Here is a 19,514-nt window from a genome sequence, read left to right on the forward strand (position 1 = left end):
AACCAAGGCTTTTGGCAAACTCTATAAAGTAATTTACAGAGCATCCGCCGCTATCAGTCAGCCGCGCCATAACTTGCGCTCGGCGCTGTTCCAATGTTGGGCTTGCACCGGCGCATGGGTCTGGAAGGCCTAATGTTTCCTCCCATTCCGGCAGCAATTCTTTGGTAAATGACGGATTGGCATCTATTAATAAATTTGAAGCACGATCAGAGTTTTTGGAAAATATTTTCCCAAAAACCCTTCCCAAAGCATGTGCTACCCCACCTTCTGACTTTCGCCATATCGCTCCGTTAGGTAGCAACTTCAAAAAGGCGGCCTGAAACATTTCTGTTGTGAAAACTGGCGGCATATTAACTCTCGAAAGTTATAGCTCCGAGCATTGGTATTGCACCAGAATTTATGCCCACTACAGGAGATGCAGGGTCTGCAACATTGAATGTTTCCAGCCCAAGTGAGGATAGAGCCTCTTGCCAATTGTTAGGATGAATGATGCCGCCAGGAGCAGATACCCGACGAAACATATCACTCAGTGCTTCTATAATATTAGCCTGATTTGCTGCGGTGTTACTTGTGCCGAGATCTGTTATTCTGAAATCAACTAGTTGGGGCACTGGCGCGCAGACAATTACAAGGGCCGTAACTGGCTGATGTAATAGCAATGCGTCTGCAACAGTAAGCTGGTCCCCCGTTGCTGTGGTATAGCGTGTCTCTCCAGTGCTGGCACCGTTTGACCCCACTGGGAGTCCGTTGGTTGCAGAGTTGGATTTATCCAGCATGATATACACAACAACTGTGCCGATCCCCTGCCCCAGCGGGTCAACCCATGCGCGGGTAATACCGGGAACGGCTAAGGCCCAATCAATATACTCCTGCTTTTTCCCGTTATCGTCGTCAGTCCGCCATTTAACGAGCATACGATCCCGAAAATCTTCCTCTGCCTCAATATCTGCCCCGCCAGTAAAGGCATTTGATACCTGCCCCACGGCCTGAATACCGGGTACCGGGCTTGAAAGCGTGGCAAGGCTGCCCATGCTTACATTGCCAGCTACCCCGGCGGTTAGGCATTGTGCTGTGGCTGTACAAATGCCATCGGATGTAGAACTTTCCCCGGTTGTAATTGCAGCAAGGCCCCCGGATAAACCTATGCTTGTTCCTGCAGGAATTGTGGCTGTTCCAGATGCCGCAAAAGAGACCGCGCCAGAAGCCGCTGTGGCATCTTTGCGGTAAATTCCTTTGAACGCTGCCCATCCAGCTAAATATTCATCAGTTGCTGTCCATGGCACAGCCTGTTTGGCTATCCAGTCCAGATAGCCGTAATGCAGGTACGCAAGACCCGCCATCGCGTAGCAGATGACGGAAATTACCGAAAAGCGCAGAACAGCAGAGACGTTTGTGATGCCGCCATCCAACACATCTTGAAGGGCTTGCTGGCGCAGTTGTGTCAATGTTGGCCGTGCGTATGGCATTAAAGCCCCTTCCATGCCCACGAGAACAAGAACACCTGCGGCGCATTACGGCCTGGTTCCTGCACTGTGACTGTAAATTCTACGGCCTGCCTGTTTGTGGGGCTGAATTGAGCGGCAACAACCACGCTCTGGGCTACGCCGTCATCAACCAGCCATTGCAGCGCCTCGTAACAAATGGCCTCAACCTCACGCGGTAGGCTGGCCTGCCCGGATTTAATGGTACGCTGGAGCTGCCAAAGGCGGGAGCCTATGGGCTTGTCTGCCCATGCATCTGCCCACCAGCCGCGCCTATCTTCATTCGCGCTACCTGTCGCCCCGGCTGCCGCTGAGAGGCCTACTGCGGTGTCTAAAGCGCTCAATGTTTCTGGCGCTACACGGTCTGTGAATAGGCTGACAAGGAGCGCAGAACGCAAAGAGCTATCAAGCGCCAGGTCACCATCTTTAATGACCCAGTCACCTTCTGCGCGGGTTACATCCCACGCTAGTGCAATATCCATGACTTATTCCGGGGCGTCTGTTGTGCCGGGTGCAGCACCTACGGGGTGCCTGTGCTGAGTTAGGCTGATAGTGCCTGCTTTGACGTCTCCTGTGGCGGTGATGTCTTTTGTGCAGGTAATGGGGCAGTCAAACACTGCCTCGGTGGCGCTAAAATGCAGCGGGCCGGGGGCTGAAACAGCTATACTGCCATCTGCCTTCACCCAGACCCTTGCGCCTGTTTTTACATGAAAAACACATGCATCACCGGGTTGCAGGTCTTTGGGGTAGGACCGTTGATCTCCCGTTGCAATAGCAACGCTGCGCTGACGGTCACCAGCCTGAAACTGCACGACGATATCTGAACCCGGTAACGGGCGGCTGTGGAACCCCACCTGCTGAATGAGCGGCACTTCCCCCAGCAACTCATTGCCGGGCAGAACCACCTGCACTGTCGCTGTTGATCGGGTCTCGTTTGTATCGGCTGTTGTGCGGCCTACACCCAGGGCCATAGCGACACGGCGGGCCGTGCGAGTTAAGGGGTTTGCCATTAGCTATTCCGCGTTACAGCGGCCACCCCTTCATTTTGTGCGATTGGCACTATCAGGGGTTGAGGTTTAAACGCCTCTGGGGGCATCAATATGAGGTTGGCTCGTGTGCCCTGCTCGCCTTGCGTAAACTCTATTTCGGCAATCAGTAAATCGCGTTTCCAGCCTGCATTGGGGTTTGATACCGTTATGAGCGTATTGGGTTGTAGAAGATTGCCCTGATCGTTTAGCCAAGTGCTACAGGTAGCCTCTATAACCTGTGAGCGACCAAAGCGGCGGGCGACTTCCCACTGCACGCGCTGCCGCGTGACTTTATTATCCTGATCGCCAGTTTCTACCGGGATAAGCAGGGTACGGTTACGTTTGACACCAGCGTCTGTAGCGGAGGCCTGCACAGGCGCTGTTTGAGCCTGCATTTGCTGAGCCTGTTTGTCTCCATCATCTGGTGGAGAAAAGAGGACCGCCATATTTTGAATAATGGCTTGCACCTTTGAAAAACGCCCAGCCATTGAACGCAGAATACTGATGCGCTCGAGATTTTTACCAAGTGCAAGTGTTCCGGAATGCCCTGTGCCAACAGGGCTTAGAAGTAGAGAGCCGTCCGGCTGGTCGTAAAACAAACATCCTGCGAGGCGGGTAGCCCGCTCAATAACCTCATACGCTGTTTCCGTTAAAATGATGGAGAACTGCTGAATTTTAGTGTCCCCTGCCCCGCCGGTTGCAGCAACTTTAATGCCAGATTCCTTACATACCTGCTGAGCGATGCCGAGCACGGTGGTATTATTCATCTGGTACGTAGAAAATAATGCAGAACACTCGACTACATCAACAGATTTCGAGGTAACTACAATGCGCAACAGATGACTTTCTGGCTCTATCTCTTCCGTTATGGTCTGCACATAGCCTGTTAAAACTATTTCTGTGCCGAGCATGACTGAGCACGCATCGCCCTCGTTTATTTTGAGTGACTGATTGACCCCTACGGGCAATGTCGGTTGCCATTGCGATGTTTCTAGCATAGCCCCGGCAGGCATTATTTCTATGCCCATGCGCACAGAAACGCGCTCCCACCCTGTGATTTTGTACCCACCGACAACAATGGTGGCCCCGAGTGCTGCGGTATTGCTGTAGCCCAAAGCTTGGGCTGCGTTACTGACAATGCTCATCAGGGGAGGTCCTGTTTATGCAGAAAGAGCCTCAAAGCTTGTGGGCATGAAGGCTGGATGGATGGGGTTAGCGCGCCTGATGAGGTCATCTGACCGTGTGCCGTCAGCATAGAGTTGCTGAGCCAACAGCAATGCCGGCACTGGTTCATTACGGGTAACGGTTATCTGCTCGGGTAGCTGGCTGGCACGGTCAGAAAGCTCTGTAGTGAGGGCCGAACGCAAAGAGCGTAAGGCCTGCCATATGTCTGTATGCCCGGCATCTGCCGCCTGTGTGGCTGCTGTATCAAGTTTATCAGCCACAAGCCTACGCAGTCTTTCAGCCTCGTTTGAGGATGTGGGCTGCCAGCTTTCACACGCCAGAGCCAAAGAGGCTAAAGCCATGTGCTGGCATAGGGCGGCCATGGCGGATTGCCCTGTCGCAATGGCCGCTCCAATGGGGGCTGTGGCACTATCAGGCTGAACAGAAAACCCTGCCAGAGCCAATAACGCCACGATTTGGGTGCCAGGGTCTTTCAGACTGGTGCGCACAAGCTCCGCTACAGCCTGGGCATTTTCAGCCAAAGCGGTGGGATCTGTGCTTAGGGCGAGCGCTGAAACGGCACTTGCCATGTTAGTGCGGGCATTAACTACGCCAAGCAGGGCGGTGCCTGCGGTAGCATCCGGGTCTGTGGCCGCATTGTTGCCAGCTACGTAGCGCCCGTTATTACCGGGCAATGTGCTCATTGCCGCCTGAGTGGCTACGGGAGAGTGCAAGGCGCGATGCCCGTACATGCCCCACCCAGCCGCCACAGCGCGTGTTGCCAGCACAACTGGCTGCCCCACTGCCAGAGATGATGTGATACGGGCAATAAAGCTGTTCGAGGCTGTGCTTTGTGCGACGATAGCAGCCGCGGCCACTGCGACATCGAGCGCTATTTTGAGCATACCGCCCAAAAGGTCGGTCTCTTCCAGAAAATCGAAAGAGACATCAATGCGACCCATGATGCCGTCTGGCTCTGACCAGGCGAAATTCATGCATGACGCACGAATGACACCGAGTGTGGGGTGGATAAGCAACCCTGCCCCGGCTGCCTCTGCCGCCTGAACCAGAAGATCCCGCTGCGCACTGGCTGTAGGGCCAGTTACAAACCCCCGCACATGATAGGCGCGGCCCCGCCTGCCGAGATCTTCAACGTATAGACCGTCCCGGTACGGGTATTGGTGCACGGCCTGTTTGCGCCCGTGCTCACCACCGCTGCCCATAACTGCAAACGGGATGGCCCTGAACGAGCATTGCAGATACTGCCCGGCCACGCGGGATAGAGCACTCAGCGCGCCAGACATGGTTAATTCCCTATTGCTGTGTTGAGAGGATCCATGGCGCGTTGGGTGACGGAATCCACTTTGATACCGGGGCTGGTAGAGATGACTTTTACCGAAGACCCCGGTGGAGCGTTGTCGTGGCTGATTTCAACCCGTAGGCGGTCTGTGGTGCTGCCGGGGTTATTACTGCCGCCTTTACCCGCAGGCGGTTGTATAACAGCGGGTGGGGCGCTATCGGGCATTTTTGAGAATTCGCTATACCAGTCTGCACCCATACCGGCCCGGTTTCTCATTTCTGCCATTTGGTCGCTTGGCGTTAGGCCGGGGCGGAAAAAATTGACAGAAGCAAGGGCCGCAGCCTGCGCTGCATTGTTGGCATGTTTAATACCATCACCGCCAAGGTAGCTGCGGTTATCAAGCTCCCACTTCATAAACCGCAGTTGATCTTCTCGACTGGAACCATGAATATCGTGCCCCATAACGCGCTTAAAGTCGTCTTGCCGGTCTTTGTGCCATTGGGCTAGGCCGTAAGCGGTGCCGTGGTCTCCCACCTTGGCGGGGTCAAACTCTTGATTTTCCTGCATGAGGTTTGCGACCAAACCAGCTGCTTGCTGGCCTGTGTAGCCACTACCCATGAAGAATTTTTGCGCACCTACGGCTGCACTTTTTTGGCTTGCAGATGCTTGGTCTAAAATACCTTGCACCCTTTTCTGCTCTTCATAAGAGCGGCCAAAGCCTAAATAGCTTGCAGCATTATCGAGAGAAGATGCGCCGGGAATATATTTATCTACCCACGCCCCCATTTTATCTTGGGGGTCCATGGCGTTTAGCCCTTTATTGGCGTAATAACCTGCGGTCATAGCTAGGACCGTTTGAACACCAGCACCTAAGCCAGCTATTGTTTTCATAGCACCAACAACGCCAAGTAGAGATGCTGTAAGATTGAGCAGAGTGGTGATTACTGGTGCCCCACCAATAACCATTAGGCCTATAGCAGCATCTTTTGCAGCGCTTTTCCAACCGCCAAGTCTATCAACAACTTCTGATATCTTTTTGCCAACTCCGACTATGTCGTCGCGTATTGTCTTCCAGCCGCCATCTTTTAACCATTGCACAAGCTGTTTAACTTTGCCTGCAATGTCTTGCGATATCCAATCCCGGTTAGCACGAATCCACTCCGCCATTTGGTGCACAACTGGAGTAATGGCAGGCTCTACAGCCTCAGCCATACTATAGCCAAAGCCTTCTGCGGCCAGAGTGAGCTCGGTTTGGGCTTTTCGCAGACGGTCTGCGGCATCCGCGCCTTTTTTGCTCATGGCACCGTAGTATTCTGCCAGCTTGATGTTTTTTTGAAACTCTTTGTCGGACTGCTGGAATATTGGCAGTAGCCCTTTACCAGCATCACCAAAAAGCTTCATGGCAGCAATGGTTTGCGCGGCGGGGTCTTTAATGCCCCGTATTTTGTTTGCAATGCGGTCAAAGAGTTGTTCCGGAGAAAGCTTTTTAACCTCCTCCATTGAGATGCCGAGTGCCTGAAACTGCGCTGCTGCCTCTGGCGCGAAACTGTTTACGGCCTCCCATTTCTGGGTAGAAAGCTGGCTGAGTGCGCCCGACATGGCATCTGCTGAGCCGCCAGATAGCCGTGCCGCGTTTTGTAGCGCCATGAGCCTGCCGGGGTTCATGCCCATGCTGCGGGCTGAGGTGCGCAGGTTTGTGCCTACCCGCGCCCATGCACTGGCTAGACGATATACGCCAGCAATAGACGCAGCCCCCGTAAGGGCCCCCATTTCTGGCACAAGGCGGCCAACAGATTGAAAAGCCCCAAACGTTGCGCGGGATAAATCTGCCATGCCTTTGCGCATGCCAGTAATGCCAGATAGTGCAAAAAACCTAGATAGCGACTTGCTCGCATGACGAATTGGCGCTTGCAATGCTGCCAACTTGCCGTTGAATTTATCAAATACCGCACTGGCGCGGTCTATGGCGGTCAGCTCTACTTTAACGGCTGTTGCCATTGTTTTTTGCCTGCTTACGCTGCTGTTCAGTCAATCTGTTGGCTTGGCCCACCCAAAACAGAAGCTGGGTGCCGGTTAGCCCCTCAGCTTCTGTTAGGCTCATGCCGGAGAAATGGGCCATTAGCTCTGGGGGGAGCTGCTCCCAATTGCCCGGCCAGAAATAAAAAAACCTGTCAGGTAGTCGGACGCTTTGGCGAACTTGCTAATAGGCATTTTAAGCACCGCAGCAAGCGGCCAGCCACTAACGGACACCACCAGGTTAATTTGTGCCTGTATGAAGTCTGCAAAGTTGCCTTTGCTCTCGGTAGCTTTGTAGCTACGCCGCTGGGCCACAACCGGCTCTTGCAGGGACATTTCCTGAAAAGACTGGTTTACTGCGTCAATTGTGGGAGTGAAAGTCAGTGTAAAGCTATCTGGGCACTCAGGCTCTTCATCCTCACCGCGCCGGGCCTCTTCCTCAAAACTGGTGAGGTAGGAGATGGCTTGGTCGAGCACTCGGCTTGGCAATTGGTCAATAACGACTTTTGGCCAGCCAGAAATACGGCATACCATGTCAATCTGGCTGTCATAGACGCTTTCCAGAGATGGCCGTTTGCCTATGACTTTTGCCGCTTGCAGAATATGAAACACAACAGGCTCACGCAGCCGCAGTTCCGTGTAGGTCTGGCCATCTTTGCCGGGAATTGCGTTTTCAAGTGTGAAGACACCGGGTTCTTTTTCAGTGGTATCTTCTGGTGCGGCTACCGCAGAGAGTACGTCTGCATCTGAAAGGGTATTCACGATGCGGTATCCTCCGTGACTGTGGCGCTTTCCACCTTCAGCTCGAAAGTGCCTTCCTGTGTGTTGAGGTTGATCTGCTCAACCTGCCAACTATCAACAGCAGTAATGACCTTGCCGTTAGCCAGAACGGCGATAACCTCCAGCCCCGATGCGCCCTGAAAATCTGAGACTTTGCGGTCTCGCCGGTCGCGCAATGTGGCTTGAATAAAGCCTTGCCCCGGCATGGACTGGAAGCCCTCAACCGTGCTCTGGCCTTTTAAGGTTTCATTGACATCGCCAGAGGGCTGCCATTGCAGCTCTCCCACAACGTTCCATGCCTCACCATTGATAGTAAGGGAGGCAGACCCCGCGAGGGGGCCACGATAAACACTCATTGTTTCGTTCTATCCCTTACGATTTGGTAAAGCGGATATTTGCCGCGATAACCCAGAGCTGGTTTGAGAAATCATACGGGAGCTGCAACCGTACCTGCCCACCGCCTGCGTTTTCGCACACGATATTTTTGGCAAAAGTGTCCGGGTTTTGTGCCCAAAGCTGGGTGCATTGCCAGCGGTACCGTGCAACGGCTGAGGCCCCGATGAGCTGGGCTGTGGTGGCAGGTGCGCCTGCGGGTATTTTGGTGCCATCTGCCACGAGAACTGTGCGGGCGTAGCGCGTGGCTAGATAGGTCCGCATATCCTGCATACAGACTTGGGCTGTCAGCAGGGTTTCAATGTCCAGATAGCTGTCATCTGGCACACCGGCACTATTTTCTTGATGGGTGGTGACAAGGCGTTCTGTCAGAACAGTGCCGCTGTCATTCACCGTAAAGGTGCTTAGGCCATCATGCAGAAAACTGTTGCGCTCATCAAACGCAAAGCGGCCTGCATCTGTTGGCGGTAGCAGCGTTAGCGCCAGCCCGCGTACTGGAAGGGCTGGGTTTTCGCGCATTGAAACTGCCGTAACGGCCGCAAGCTGCGCTGCCCACGACATGGGACAGGCTGGGCTGTCTGAAATAGGCATAACCGTGCCGTGCGGGTCATTCTGGGTCAGTCCGAACGTGGTGGCTGCACCGTAATCTGCCCGCAACGCCGTAATATGGTGGCCATAAAGCTGCTGCATGGGAGACCACCGGCCCATGCTGTTATCCAGCAGGTTTTTAAAGGCGGTCAGGCTGGCAGTGTCCGTGTAGGGGTGAGCAATCAGGTCATAGACCCGAGAGCCAAGGCTGGCCAAAGCAGTTTGCAAGGTTGTGGGGTTCTGGGTGCCCCCAGACAGTTGTGCGAGCGCTACGGAAACCCCTGTTGGGACGCTCTGCCCCCCGGCTGTGCTCAGCAGGGCCACACCCATGGTGATGTCGTTACCGCACAACCCCTTGTTGCGGGCTGTGACTGTCACAGCGCCCTCAGCCGCACTGAGGATTACAGGCAGGCTGGGAATGGCTTTGGCTGCTGCCACAATATTTGTGGCAATGACGGTTGCTGTATCGCCCACAGACACACCGACCGGAACAAGCTGGTCAGCAATGTACAGAGGCAGCGTACCCGCAGCCTGAGCGGGGCCTGTTAGCATGATGCTCCCAGTTGCGGCCTTAGATTCGGCGTCGTCAGCAAGGGGCAGAACCCAGACCTCGCCCGTGCTATCAATGCTGCGGTAATCCCGCAGCATGATGTAGCACTGAGAGCCAACGCCGTATTTAGCGATAGCATCTATCACGCCGCCAGAAATTTCCGGCACACCAGGCTTGGCAGGTGCAGTAGCCAACATTTGGCCAACAATCAGCACACGTCGGGCCATGCTGGCAGTGTTGGCCCCAGTGTTATCGAGGGCTAGATAGAAACCGGGCACACGGTTGCTGCTGGAATAGCCAGGCACACTAATGCTGCTGCTCATGCGCTTGCTCCGTCAGGCTCTGTGGTAGCGGCCGGAACCGGCTGTGCTGGTGGCGTATCTTTTTTGACATCACCGCGCGCAAGGCGGCGGAGCCAAAAATCTGTTTCTGGTACGTTTGCGCCGTCTGCTTCGAGCAGGCGCAAGGTACCCGGCCACCGGACGGAACGGCCCGAAGCAGGTTTTACAAACATTGTTGGTAAGCCTCAGTTAGGAGGTAAGCGGCACCTGAAAGTGCGCAAAGTCGGCATTGCCGTTTGCCTGCACATCTCCCACCAATTCAGTTAGTGGTGTGCCTGTGGCAGGGTAATATTCCATGTATTCCAGCCCAAGCAGCATACGCACTTCACCCGTATGTTCTGCTGTTTGGCTGTTAAGCATGGTCTCGGTCTCTAGGCTGGTAACCTGCGTTATCATGCTCTGCAAAGCAGTATCTAGCATAAGAGCTAGTTCGATTTGCTCTGCAAACAGGTCTATTTTTTGCCCGACTTCTTCAGGCGTATTGCCAGTTAGAAGCCCGCGCACAGCCAAAGTTGTTACCCGCGAAAAGCCTTCAGGGTTGCGGCCTGAGCTTGAAGCGCTATCACGCGGAGTGGTGAGAATGATGGCTGGTAATTTGTCAGATGTAGCAGGCAAACTACGATCAACAATAACGCTTTGGCCTGCAAAAGTATTGGCCGATAGAAGGGCTTTTTGTGCCGCCTGCTTAAGCAAAACACGATAAAGGGTCATTCACTCATTCCTGTTACGTTAAGGTAAATATCTGCCCCACCGTGGCTATCTTTCTGCACTTCCCTGATGGTGTAGGTTTTGCCCCGCACCTGCATAATATCACCCTGTTGAGGGTCTTGTGGGAAGTCGGATAACGATACGCCAAGATGCGGTGTACCAGTGGTGATGTTGGCTGGCATCAGCCCATCTGGGTAATCTAGGGTAGCAAGGGGTTTGTACCCCTCATCAAAAATGGCAGGCACTTGTTGATATAGGCCTGTGGTGGCCGAGCGCCACAGCACGGCCCCTTCCCTCTCCGGATCTTCACCGAAAATCTGGAGATTGGGCCCAAGCACCAGCTTTGCCCAATCTATGCTCATGGCTGGTTATTTACCTAGGCGGCCAGACATAAGAATTTCCGGACGTGTGCAGATATGCAGCGGGTAGGAGTAGGCCTCCATACGCCACCAGAAATTACGGTCGCGGTCGAAAATTGGAATGATGTAGATGGGCAGGCCCGGCGTATTGACCCACTGTACAGCCTCACCTGGTGCAAGAGCACGCTGGAAAACGCCCGGTGCGCCTTGCGGGAAGAACTTCACCTTGTCGGTCGCTACCGCAATGGTGCTGTTGTCGTTAGAGCCGCGATAGTTGAACCAGCTAATGCCGCCAAAATCCATGGCTTCAAACGCGGTGCCCTTGCGGAGTTCTTTGGCTGCTTCCCAGTTAAAGTACGTAGTGAGCACGTCTTTATGGGTAATCAGAGCATCCCAAAAATCATCACCGCACATGGCCATAACGCGGGTTGTTGGAAGCCACGCCCCCTGCGCCTGACGCATCATGTTACGCACAATCACGTTGCATTGGCGGCGCAGGCTACCCAAAACCGGGTCTGCGGCATCAAGTGCGAACCCAATTTCTTTGGGGCGGTCAATTTGAAATTCTTTGGCCCAATCGAACAGAACGGAGCCATCGGCATCAAGCAGTAGGCCCTGTACGGCTGCTAAGCGGTGCAGCTCCCATGTGTATTCCATGTTGGCGGTAAGGCCTGTTGGGCCAGAAAGGCGGCGGGATACCTCAGCTTGCACCTGCATGAGCACAGACTCTTGCCCAAACTCACGAATATTTTGGAGTTCTGTTGCATACACCGTATCGCCATGTGCAAGGCGCGGTGCTTCAAAGTAACGGGCTTTGCGTTTTTCTGTCTGGCGCTCGGTTGGAGGCGCACCGCGCTCACTTGTTGGGATAATAACAAGCTTTTGGTCGCGGCTTTCTACGGACAAAGCTGTAGTGCGAATTGGCAGGTCTTCAAACAAGCCAAGGTCACCAATCCCGGTAGGCTGGAACGGCACACGATCAACTGCACTGGTGAGTGAGATGCTCGAAAATGCGTCATTCCGGAACACATTTAAAATACTCATAAGATAGTCCTGAGCGCACGCAAAAAACCGGCAACCCCAAGTAGGGACACCGGTAATTGGGTGGGCATAATTATGAGAGAAAAAGGAGCGCGTAGAGCCTTTAGCGGGCTACAATACCTGCAACGGCTAGTTTGTTGAGCGCCTGCGCTTGTAGGGCCACTACGTTCTCTGACGTCGTAACGGCAGGATCCCAACACAGTTCGCTGCCGTTTACTTCTGCCATACGGCTCACCACGGTAACGTGCTGGGCTGTTTCAGCACCAACATAGGTGCGGTCAAACAAAATGGCTGCGGCTGGAGTGGCGCCAGTGTAAGGCACAAACTGCTTTGGGCCACCCGGCACGACAACAATGGTGAATGTATCACCTTCGACAAAAGCGGTACTGCCTGCCGTAATGGTAAAGCCAAGACCACCCAGAGTAAGGGCCGCACCTACCGTGCCTGTGCCCAGTGCTGAGCCGTCTGGGGCGGATACTGCAAAATTTGTGGGGTCTGTAAACAACACGGTGTAGTTAGAAGGTTTTGTGCCATTGGCCACAGTGATGGCCCCAACGGTACCATTTCCCGTATTGCTGCCACCCACCACAAAATCTGCCACAACAGTGCTGGCATCGCTCAGCACAAGCCCGCCCTCGTAAGAGGCGTCGGCTGAGGTTTCGTTCACCAGTTCGCCCTTGTCGCGTGAAAGATAGCCGTTGGCTTCACGGACAAGGAACGCGCCGGTGTAAAAATGTTCGTTTAGAACAGGACTGACCATGTGGGTCGTCTTTCCATTTCTAAAATATTAAAAAATTACTTGCGAATGATGCCAGCTTTGCGGTGCGCTTCGTCCCAACTAGCATTGATGCTGGCTTGGCGGGAAACACCGGGTGCACCTGCGCTGACACGCTGCTGCCCAAACTGGGCCATAGCATCTGCCAAAACCCCACCACGCTGAGTTGAGCCTTGAGCTGATGCCCTTAGAAGAGCCTTAGCTTCTGAGCGGGGAAGAGACGTATTAAAGGCAAGGTGGGCCGCAAGGTCAGGCCGGGTGGCTGCTGCTTTGGTTGCAAAGATGGCAGCACAACGGGCACGCTCGCGCTTGCGGGCAGCTTTGGCTTTGGGGTCTGCGTTATCGTCTTCGTCGTCTTCATCATCGCTCTCTTCGTCTGTGCTGCTATCATCGCTACGGGCACGGCGGCGGCCTGATGGCGTGTTTGTGTCGTCATCTCCCTCATCATCGTCATCATCTTGACCCCGCGCACGGCGGCCTGATGGAGTATCGCCGTTATCGTCATCACCGGGGTTTGTGTCATCATCATCCCCACGGGCGCGGCGGCGGCCAGATGGTGTGCTGGTATCCTCGTTGTCTTCGTCACCATCATCAGCACCGGGTGGGGTGTTGTTTTCCTGGTCCTCATCTTCTGCGCGGCGGGCAGAGCGGCCTGCGGAAGCGCCACCAATGAGATGGGAAAAAGACAGAGCGTTTTTGAGGCGGGATTTCGCCATTTTATAAATTTCCTTGAACAGCCCAGCACAAAGGCAAGGTAAGGTCAGAGAGAGCTGAGAAGATTTGCGAATGCGGCATCTGGTGCACACACTTGGTCTGCCAAGCCAGCAGAAACCCCAGCAGCCCCCATGTAGGTACGGGCCTCAAACCCTTTTACGGCTGAGGTTTTAAGGCCCCGGTTGCGGGCCACGGTTTGGCAGAAGAGTGCGCCCATCTGGTCTATATCGGCTTGGATACGGGCCAGTGCGCCCTCAGAAAGGCTCTCATATTCAGAGCCTTCTGCTTTGTAAGCGCCATACCGCACCATGGTGACGACAACCCCCGCTTTACTAAGCGATTGTGAGAGGTCAACATGCATGAGGATAACGCCAATAGAGCCGGTGCCCCCAGTGCGTGGTACCGTTATGCGGTCTGCCGCAGAGGCAAGGGCGTAGGCTGCACTAAAGGCGTTTTCGTCTAGAATGGCATGAATGGGTTTTTGCCCTCTGGCCTGATAGATTAGGTCTACAAGGTCAAAACAGCCAGCCACCTCACCGCCTGGGCTATCAATGTCCAGAACGATGGCCTCAACGGACTTATCATTCAGGGCATCAAGAAAATTAAGGCGTATGCCGTCATAGCCGGTCATGCCTGAAAAGGGCCGTAGACTATTTAGCTTTTGCACGAGCGTGCCCCGAATGGGAATGACCGCAATGCCTCCTACTACGTCGTAGGCTTTGTCGGCCGCACGGTCAGCTTCATCTAGGGCAATCATGCCCGGCCCCATGGCGATAGAGTGGCCATCTCGGAACATATGGGCAATGCCGAGCCGGTCTGCCAAAGCTGCCACAACGATCTCGGCTTTTTGAGGGTGTATGGCAATGGGGGTATTGAACATGCGTTGCGCAAGGTGCGGGAGACGGCTCATTCAGGATCCGGCGTTTGTGTTGTCTGGTTAACGGGTGCGCCCATTGCCCATTGCGGGTATGGCAGCCCGCGCTCTTTCATCATCATGCGTTCGGTATGGCGCTGATCGAGCACTTCTTCATAATCAAGGCCCTGCTCGGCACATTCGCGCTCAAGCGTTCCAAAGCCTGCATCTAACCCCAGCACAGCCCCTTGCCGCTCAGATACGGGGTCAACCCAACCACGGCCCGGCCCTATCCAATGGCACCGGCTGTACGCTGCGCGGGCTTCCAGAAAATCTGGGGCATTGTTGGGCAGTGGCAGGCGGTTCTGGTCGAACATTTCTTCCAGAATTGAGCAGTAAACCGGGTTGGCAAAACTCACTGCAAAATCAGTCCGCCGCCGGTTCATAGTCTTCCAAATTTCGAGCATGGAAGAGCGAGACGAGCTGTAATTTGTCTTGCTGTAATCCATGCTGAGCTGCTCGGCTGATGTACCGATGGCTGCGGCAAAGTTGCGGTGGAAAGTGCTCTGGAATGCATCAAAACCACTGTTGGGCCGGGTAGAGGAAACAGTTTTTACTTCCTCGCCCGGTGGCATGACGGGTACCCTTACCCCACCGATAGTCAGGGGGTTATCTCTATGCCAGCCCTCACGCAGGTTTTGGTATTCGGTCAGTTCTCCATCTTCCATGCCTGCCCGCACGTCTTCAGGGTCGTAAGGGCTTTGCACGAAGGTGGCGAAAATGGTTTGCACCAAGGCCTGTTGCAACTCTGCCTGGTCGTACCGCCCCAACATACGAAACCTGTTGAGAATTGGTGTAAACACGCTAAGCCCACGATGTTGCCCGGCATCGTCGTAATCAAACGAATGTACGACTATGGAGCGGCCCCACGGGGTAAAGCGCGGGATACGATCCCAGATCATGCTCTCTGCGGCATCGAAATAGTCGAACTGGTGCGCCTGCCGGATATGGTAGGCAATGTGCGCCCCGTTATCGTCTATCTCTACCCCGCCACGTAGGCTGTGCGTGTCCATTTGCTGGTAGGGGTTTGAGAGACGGTCTGGGTGAATGAGTTGCAGCGCTGTGGCGTAATCTGCCCCTTGTTCTTTGCGCTCGGGCATCCAGCGCATAACGCCCAATGCCTCACCGTCTTTCATCTGGTGCATGAACGCCAGACGGAAAAGCTGTGTTACTGTCAGCTTCTGTGCGGCATCGCAGAACAGCAACGGGTTTTCTGACCACATGCGGTATTCTGCTTCTACCGCCTGCCGGAACTCACGCAGCCAGACTGGGTCAAACCCTTTGCCGTACCGCCAAGCCAGAGCACGGTAGTCTGGCTTGGCGACCAGCCGGAACTGGGAGCCAATGACGTTATCTGTGATGCGGTTGATACTGCCGCGTGCCCAGCCATCGTTACGGTAGAGGTCACGCGCACGCGCAACCATACGGTCACGATCAAGGTTAATCTCGGCATCTGGTGAGCGCAGAATGGGGTTCCATTCTGAACTCTCATTGCTCAGCATGTCTGCGCCATCATAGGCAAACATGCCGCCCATACCGCCCAACCAATTACCGGGCAAGGTCATGGGGAGTGAGGCACGCGCACCCTGCCCGGCCTCTGCGCCGCTTAGGCTTTTCCATGCGCGGCGTAGGAGACCGGGTTTTTTCAACGGTAGCGTATCCTGATAGCGCGGCGTGATGTGCTGACACCCAGTAGGGCATTCAGCTCACGCAAGTTGTTACGAAGTTGGGCCTCAGAGGCACCGGCAAATGTGACGTTGCGCCCACCATCACCCTGGTTGTAACCAGCCGACATAGGGCGTGTGCCGTTGAGCAGGGACAACAGGGCCTGCTGCGCCGCATTGCGGGCTTGGGTAACCTGTGCCTCTGTCATGCCCGCGTAGGTGCCCCTTGGTACGGGGAATATAGATTTAGCCATTAGTAGTTCCAGCGAGACCGGCGGGAGCCAGAAGCCTTGGGGGCCTCTGGTGTTTGGGGAGCCGCTATGCGGCGTTGCCGGCGTTGTGTTTGAGGCTCTGGTATTGGCTCTGGGGTAGCCTCAACCTGAGGAGTAGTAGCTTTTGGTGCATAGGGTATTTGGCCACTGGCCTTTTCCTGCTCCATCTGGTCTGCGCGTTTGTTTAAAGACAGGCCCCGGTAAATAAGGCCGCATAGGGCCGCGTAGCTGTAGACTGCTAGGTCTAATGCTTCGTTTGCCCTGCCCGGTATTTGTTCCCACACACGGTAGATTTGGCCACTTTTGCTCTTTCTTACAGAGCGTTCTGCCAGTAGTTGGGCGAAGTAGTTAATGTCCCGATCTGCGGGAAAGTGCATGTACCCTGGTGAGGGTTCATCTGGCTCTGGCACTGGTAGGTGCAGGCGGCTGCGGATAACGTCTTTAGCCGCATTAACCCCAATGATAATGGGCCGGAAACTGGCCTTATTGCGTGATGTAGGCCGCTTGGTTGGCCACACGGGAGAGCGCGCACCACCACGGGCAGACTCCCCCTTTACTGCCCATATCTTGCGCCCTAAGCGGGCACGGCAGAACTCATAGACCTTTTGCGTATGATGGCCGCCGGAATCTATACAAGCAGCCATAACGCTAAAGGGCCTACCATCTGCCCTAAACCATGTGCGCTTTAGAGCTTCATCAACCTGCGCCCAGAGTTCTGGCCCGTCTGGATCACCCTCAATGACGATGTGCGCGATAGACCAGCGTTCTTCATTGCGGCCCCACCCGACAAATTCCAGTTCTACACGGTCATCTTGAACGTCACCCCCGACAGTGACGATGGCCACGCCAAATGGTACTTCACCAGGCCATGTTTCCACACGGGCTACAAGGGTGCGCTCATTCAACGCACCATCACCTCGGTCTTCGTAGGGTAGGCCAAGAGCCGTGTTAATGAAGGTCTGGCGCTCTAGTGGTTTGTCTTTGACCTGCAACCACTCTGCCACCAGTTTTGACCATGCCGCATTGGGAAACAGAGAATAGCCAGCCCAGATATGGAACGAGGCATGCCCTTTGAAGGGGCGAGATGCTACCCATTTGCCTTTTTCCACCATGTCCGGTTTCTCGGACTCATCAATCACGCAGCCACAGTGCTTGCACACATAGTGGGCTGTTTCTGGCAGGTGGGTGCCGTTTTCGTCCTTATCCCATTTAATACCGTATGGTGTGTCTGGGCCGCCCCATTCTAACGGCTGCAATTCATGGCAGTGTGGGCACGGTACATGGTAATAGCGGCCATCGCCCTGATCGAAAGAGCGTTCAATACGGCTAATGCCCGCAACTGTAGGTGTTGACCCCAAGGCAACAAGACGGTTCCAGAACGTCTCAGCCCGTTTGGAGCCAAGAGCAATTTGGTCACCTTCTGAACCCGCACCGCCTACTGGGTAGCCATCCACCTCATCAAACAGCACAATGCGTACCGTGATACGCCTGAAGCCGCCGGGGCTATTTGCCCCTACAAGTGTGAGAGACGAACCGTTGAGCAGGGTCTTTTTGAGCAGTGTGTTCTCGCTGCTCTTGGCCTTTGGGTCTCCAGTTAGTTCAGCAAGCACCGGGGTATCGCGCAGCATGGGCGCGATTTCAGACTTGCTGTAGCTTTCCGCATCGCCTTCACGTGGCTGCACCATTAGAATTGGTGATGGGTCTTGGTGAAGGTAGTAGCCAATCGCGTGGTCAAGAATTTTGGTGTAGCCCACGCGGGCTGACTTCATGACCGAAATTTTCTCCACAGTTGGGTCTGTGAAGGCGTCCATAATCCCGATCTGGTACGCGAATGCCTCAAATTTACCAGTTTGCGCGCTCGTCTCTGCCGAGAGAACTGCGTATTCTGCTGCCCACTCGCTCAGGCTTAATCTGGGGGGTGGTTTGAGGTTGGCCAGCCGTTGTGCGGCCATGGCCGCTATGAAATTCTCATACCCCTTTGGGTAGCGTAGAGCCTCCATCTGCGGTTAGTTCTTCCAGGGCGCGTGTAATGAGCACCCTTAGTCTCTCCTGCACGTCTGCAACTGTTTTGCAGCGGTGAATTGAAGGGGCATGTTCTGCTGGCAGGGCAAGCAGCTTGCGGCGTACAGCGGCGTATTCCTTGCCAATGGCGGCTGCTACCAAAGCAACTTCCACCACCTCTTTTGAGCGCTCATCAAACTCTAATTGCTTAAGGCGGGCTTTGGCGTTCTGCTCAAGTGTACGGGCCACGTTAAATGGCATGAGCTGCGGCTGGTTATTCTGAGTGCTCGCGCAGTTGGCGTCCTGCGCTGGTTCTGGTGCAACCGTGGGTGCGGGTTGCACCTTTGGGTGCAGCGGGGGTTGCACATCAGGTTGCACCCCCTGCTGCACAGCGTCGCGGGTTTCCAGCCATTCATTGAACGACACCAAATTCACACGGCTACCGTCAGCAATAATTCTGCCAGACGCCAGATGTTTTTGAATTGTTGTACGGCTAACCCCTGCGCGGCGGGCAGCTTCACTCTGAGTGATTGTGTCGCTGCTCATGCCTAAACTGCCACCTGCAACTGCACCCTAAAAAAAATCCTTTAGCTAGGGATTAATCGGGCCTCGAACTTCCCTTGACGCATTCATAGCCGGGAAGGACCCAAGCATGGGGGGGGGTACTAAGCCTTAAACCCCCGCCTGATTGCACCCCTGATCGCTGATTGCATGATACCCGCTGCCTCTCGGTCTACAACCTGCTGGACTACTTCATCAAACTTAAGTCGAACCCCGTAAGTAGGTTTACTCTGCACAAACCATAAGACTGGAACCACATGACTCCGTCCAACTAATTTAAAAACACCTTTGGGACGCCCATTACCTTTATCATGTGCGATGAAGTATTCTGTGAGGCTACCACGGGCATTCTTTTTTTGCTTCTTTAAGCGGTTTAAAGTCTTGCTGGCGACATTCTGGGACGTGTCAGACATTGACCTAAGTCTACTAAGTATCTGAACAATCTGCCCCCTACTTATATTACCATATGAATCTAACTGTGCTCCTGGCCCAGGCACGACATATTGCCCACCAGACCAAGGCGCCAATAATTGCTCAAAGCGTTTAAGTGGTCTGCCACCTCCAAAAATTTGAGGCTTGAGATACTTACCTGCTGGTGTGCCCTTGGGGGCATAGTCCCGAGCTTCAACTGAAGCAGTTAAGTTATTCGCTCTTGCTGGCTTTGAATAAAACCCGTTCAAAGTAAAGGAAGTTGGTCTGTCGAAGACATCTTCCATCTCAGAACGAAGCGCTGCAACCGACTGCTTCCCCAATGTATTCAAGGTAAAAGCCATAGCATCCTTGATGCCATGCTCTGAAAGATCAGAAAGCTGCTTCTGAACCTTCTTCATATCAATGGAAATTTTGACAGAACCTAACGCCATTC

22 protein-coding genes are annotated in these 19,514 nt (G+C 54.4%); all 22 read right to left on the reverse strand.

The annotated features are described in order from the left end of the window. On the reverse strand, nucleotides 1–349 hold a 349-nt coding region (locus tag ACTIDN_RS10430), incomplete at its 3' end, for a putative phage tail protein (RefSeq protein ID WP_441376993.1). Nucleotide 350: 1 nt separating this feature from the next. Beyond that, entirely contained in the window at nucleotides 351–1,466 is a 1,116-nt protein-coding gene (locus ACTIDN_RS10435; protein ID WP_441376994.1) for a baseplate J/gp47 family protein, read from the reverse strand. After that, nucleotides 1,466–1,963: a phage GP46 family protein gene (locus ACTIDN_RS10440; RefSeq protein WP_441376995.1), complete on the reverse strand. Its 498-nt coding sequence runs from the start codon at nucleotides 1,961–1,963 to the stop codon at nucleotides 1,466–1,468. Before ACTIDN_RS10440 ends, ACTIDN_RS10435 begins: the two co-directional genes overlap by 1 nt. A gap of 3 nt (nucleotides 1,964–1,966) precedes the next feature. After that, nucleotides 1,967–2,491 (reverse strand): phage baseplate assembly protein domain-containing protein, encoded by a 525-nt coding sequence (locus ACTIDN_RS10445; RefSeq protein WP_441376996.1) that lies wholly within the window; start codon nucleotides 2,489–2,491, stop codon nucleotides 1,967–1,969. After that, nucleotides 2,491–3,654: a phage baseplate assembly protein gene (locus ACTIDN_RS10450; protein ID WP_441376997.1), complete on the reverse strand. Its 1,164-nt coding sequence runs from the start codon at nucleotides 3,652–3,654 to the stop codon at nucleotides 2,491–2,493. The genes ACTIDN_RS10445 and ACTIDN_RS10450 overlap by 1 nt, the downstream gene beginning before the upstream one ends. Before the next feature lie 15 nt (nucleotides 3,655–3,669). Continuing rightward, a complete protein-coding gene (locus ACTIDN_RS10455; protein ID WP_441376998.1) occupies nucleotides 3,670–4,977 on the reverse strand; it encodes a DNA circularization protein in 1,308 nt (435 codons plus the stop codon). Nucleotides 4,978–4,979: 2 nt separating this feature from the next. Next, nucleotides 4,980–6,971, reverse strand: a complete 1,992-nt coding sequence (locus ACTIDN_RS10460) for a phage tail tip lysozyme (protein WP_441376999.1) — start codon at nucleotides 6,969–6,971, stop codon at nucleotides 4,980–4,982. A gap of 120 nt (nucleotides 6,972–7,091) precedes the next feature. Then, nucleotides 7,092–7,751, reverse strand: coding sequence for a phage tail assembly protein (locus ACTIDN_RS10465; RefSeq protein WP_441377000.1), 660 nt, complete (start codon nucleotides 7,749–7,751; stop codon nucleotides 7,092–7,094). Further along, nucleotides 7,748–8,125, reverse strand: a complete 378-nt coding sequence (locus ACTIDN_RS10470; RefSeq protein ID WP_441377001.1) for a phage tail tube protein — start codon at nucleotides 8,123–8,125, stop codon at nucleotides 7,748–7,750. Before ACTIDN_RS10470 ends, ACTIDN_RS10465 begins: the two co-directional genes overlap by 4 nt. A 16-nt stretch (nucleotides 8,126–8,141) precedes the next feature. Continuing rightward, on the reverse strand, nucleotides 8,142–9,623 hold the full coding sequence (locus ACTIDN_RS10475; protein WP_441377002.1) for a phage tail sheath subtilisin-like domain-containing protein: 1,482 nt from the start codon (nucleotides 9,621–9,623) through the stop codon (nucleotides 8,142–8,144). Beyond that, nucleotides 9,620–9,814: a DUF2635 domain-containing protein gene (locus ACTIDN_RS10480; protein ID WP_441377003.1), complete on the reverse strand. Its 195-nt coding sequence runs from the start codon at nucleotides 9,812–9,814 to the stop codon at nucleotides 9,620–9,622. Before ACTIDN_RS10480 ends, ACTIDN_RS10475 begins: the two co-directional genes overlap by 4 nt. A 16-nt stretch (nucleotides 9,815–9,830) precedes the next feature. Continuing rightward, nucleotides 9,831–10,352, reverse strand: a complete 522-nt coding sequence (locus ACTIDN_RS10485) for a hypothetical protein (protein WP_441377004.1) — start codon at nucleotides 10,350–10,352, stop codon at nucleotides 9,831–9,833. Beyond that, on the reverse strand, nucleotides 10,349–10,711 hold the full coding sequence (locus ACTIDN_RS10490) for a head-tail joining protein (protein ID WP_441377005.1): 363 nt from the start codon (nucleotides 10,709–10,711) through the stop codon (nucleotides 10,349–10,351). The genes ACTIDN_RS10485 and ACTIDN_RS10490 overlap by 4 nt, the downstream gene beginning before the upstream one ends. Before the next feature lie 6 nt (nucleotides 10,712–10,717). Further along, nucleotides 10,718–11,752: a major capsid protein gene (locus ACTIDN_RS10495; RefSeq protein ID WP_441377006.1), complete on the reverse strand. Its 1,035-nt coding sequence runs from the start codon at nucleotides 11,750–11,752 to the stop codon at nucleotides 10,718–10,720. Between the two features lie 100 nt (nucleotides 11,753–11,852). Next, the gene (locus ACTIDN_RS10500) at nucleotides 11,853–12,509 is read right to left on the reverse strand and encodes a head decoration protein (protein ID WP_441377007.1); all 657 of its coding nucleotides are present in this window, start codon (nucleotides 12,507–12,509) and stop codon (nucleotides 11,853–11,855) included. Between the two features lie 35 nt (nucleotides 12,510–12,544). Next, nucleotides 12,545–13,240, reverse strand: a complete 696-nt coding sequence (locus ACTIDN_RS10505; protein WP_441377008.1) for a hypothetical protein — start codon at nucleotides 13,238–13,240, stop codon at nucleotides 12,545–12,547. Between the two features lie 44 nt (nucleotides 13,241–13,284). Further along, entirely contained in the window at nucleotides 13,285–14,148 is an 864-nt protein-coding gene (locus ACTIDN_RS10510; RefSeq protein ID WP_441377009.1) for a S49 family peptidase, read from the reverse strand. Then, on the reverse strand, nucleotides 14,145–15,800 hold the full coding sequence (locus ACTIDN_RS10515; protein ID WP_232015101.1) for a phage portal protein: 1,656 nt from the start codon (nucleotides 15,798–15,800) through the stop codon (nucleotides 14,145–14,147). Before ACTIDN_RS10515 ends, ACTIDN_RS10510 begins: the two co-directional genes overlap by 4 nt. Next, entirely contained in the window at nucleotides 15,797–16,069 is a 273-nt protein-coding gene (gene gpW / locus ACTIDN_RS10520; RefSeq protein ID WP_126621061.1) for a gpW family head-tail joining protein, read from the reverse strand. The genes ACTIDN_RS10515 and gpW overlap by 4 nt, the downstream gene beginning before the upstream one ends. Further along, entirely contained in the window at nucleotides 16,069–18,087 is a 2,019-nt protein-coding gene (locus ACTIDN_RS10525) for a phage terminase large subunit family protein (protein WP_441377010.1), read from the reverse strand. Before ACTIDN_RS10525 ends, gpW begins: the two co-directional genes overlap by 1 nt. Then, nucleotides 18,056–18,634, reverse strand: coding sequence for a helix-turn-helix domain-containing protein (locus tag ACTIDN_RS10530; RefSeq protein ID WP_441377011.1), 579 nt, complete (start codon nucleotides 18,632–18,634; stop codon nucleotides 18,056–18,058). Before ACTIDN_RS10530 ends, ACTIDN_RS10525 begins: the two co-directional genes overlap by 32 nt. A 119-nt stretch (nucleotides 18,635–18,753) precedes the next feature. Continuing rightward, nucleotides 18,754–19,512 (reverse strand): hypothetical protein, encoded by a 759-nt coding sequence (locus ACTIDN_RS10535; protein ID WP_441377012.1) that lies wholly within the window; start codon nucleotides 19,510–19,512, stop codon nucleotides 18,754–18,756. Nucleotides 19,513–19,514: the final 2 nt, after the last annotated feature.

The organism is Acetobacter sp., from assembly GCF_052102375.1.
Lineage (GTDB): Bacteria > Pseudomonadota > Alphaproteobacteria > Acetobacterales > Acetobacteraceae > Acetobacter.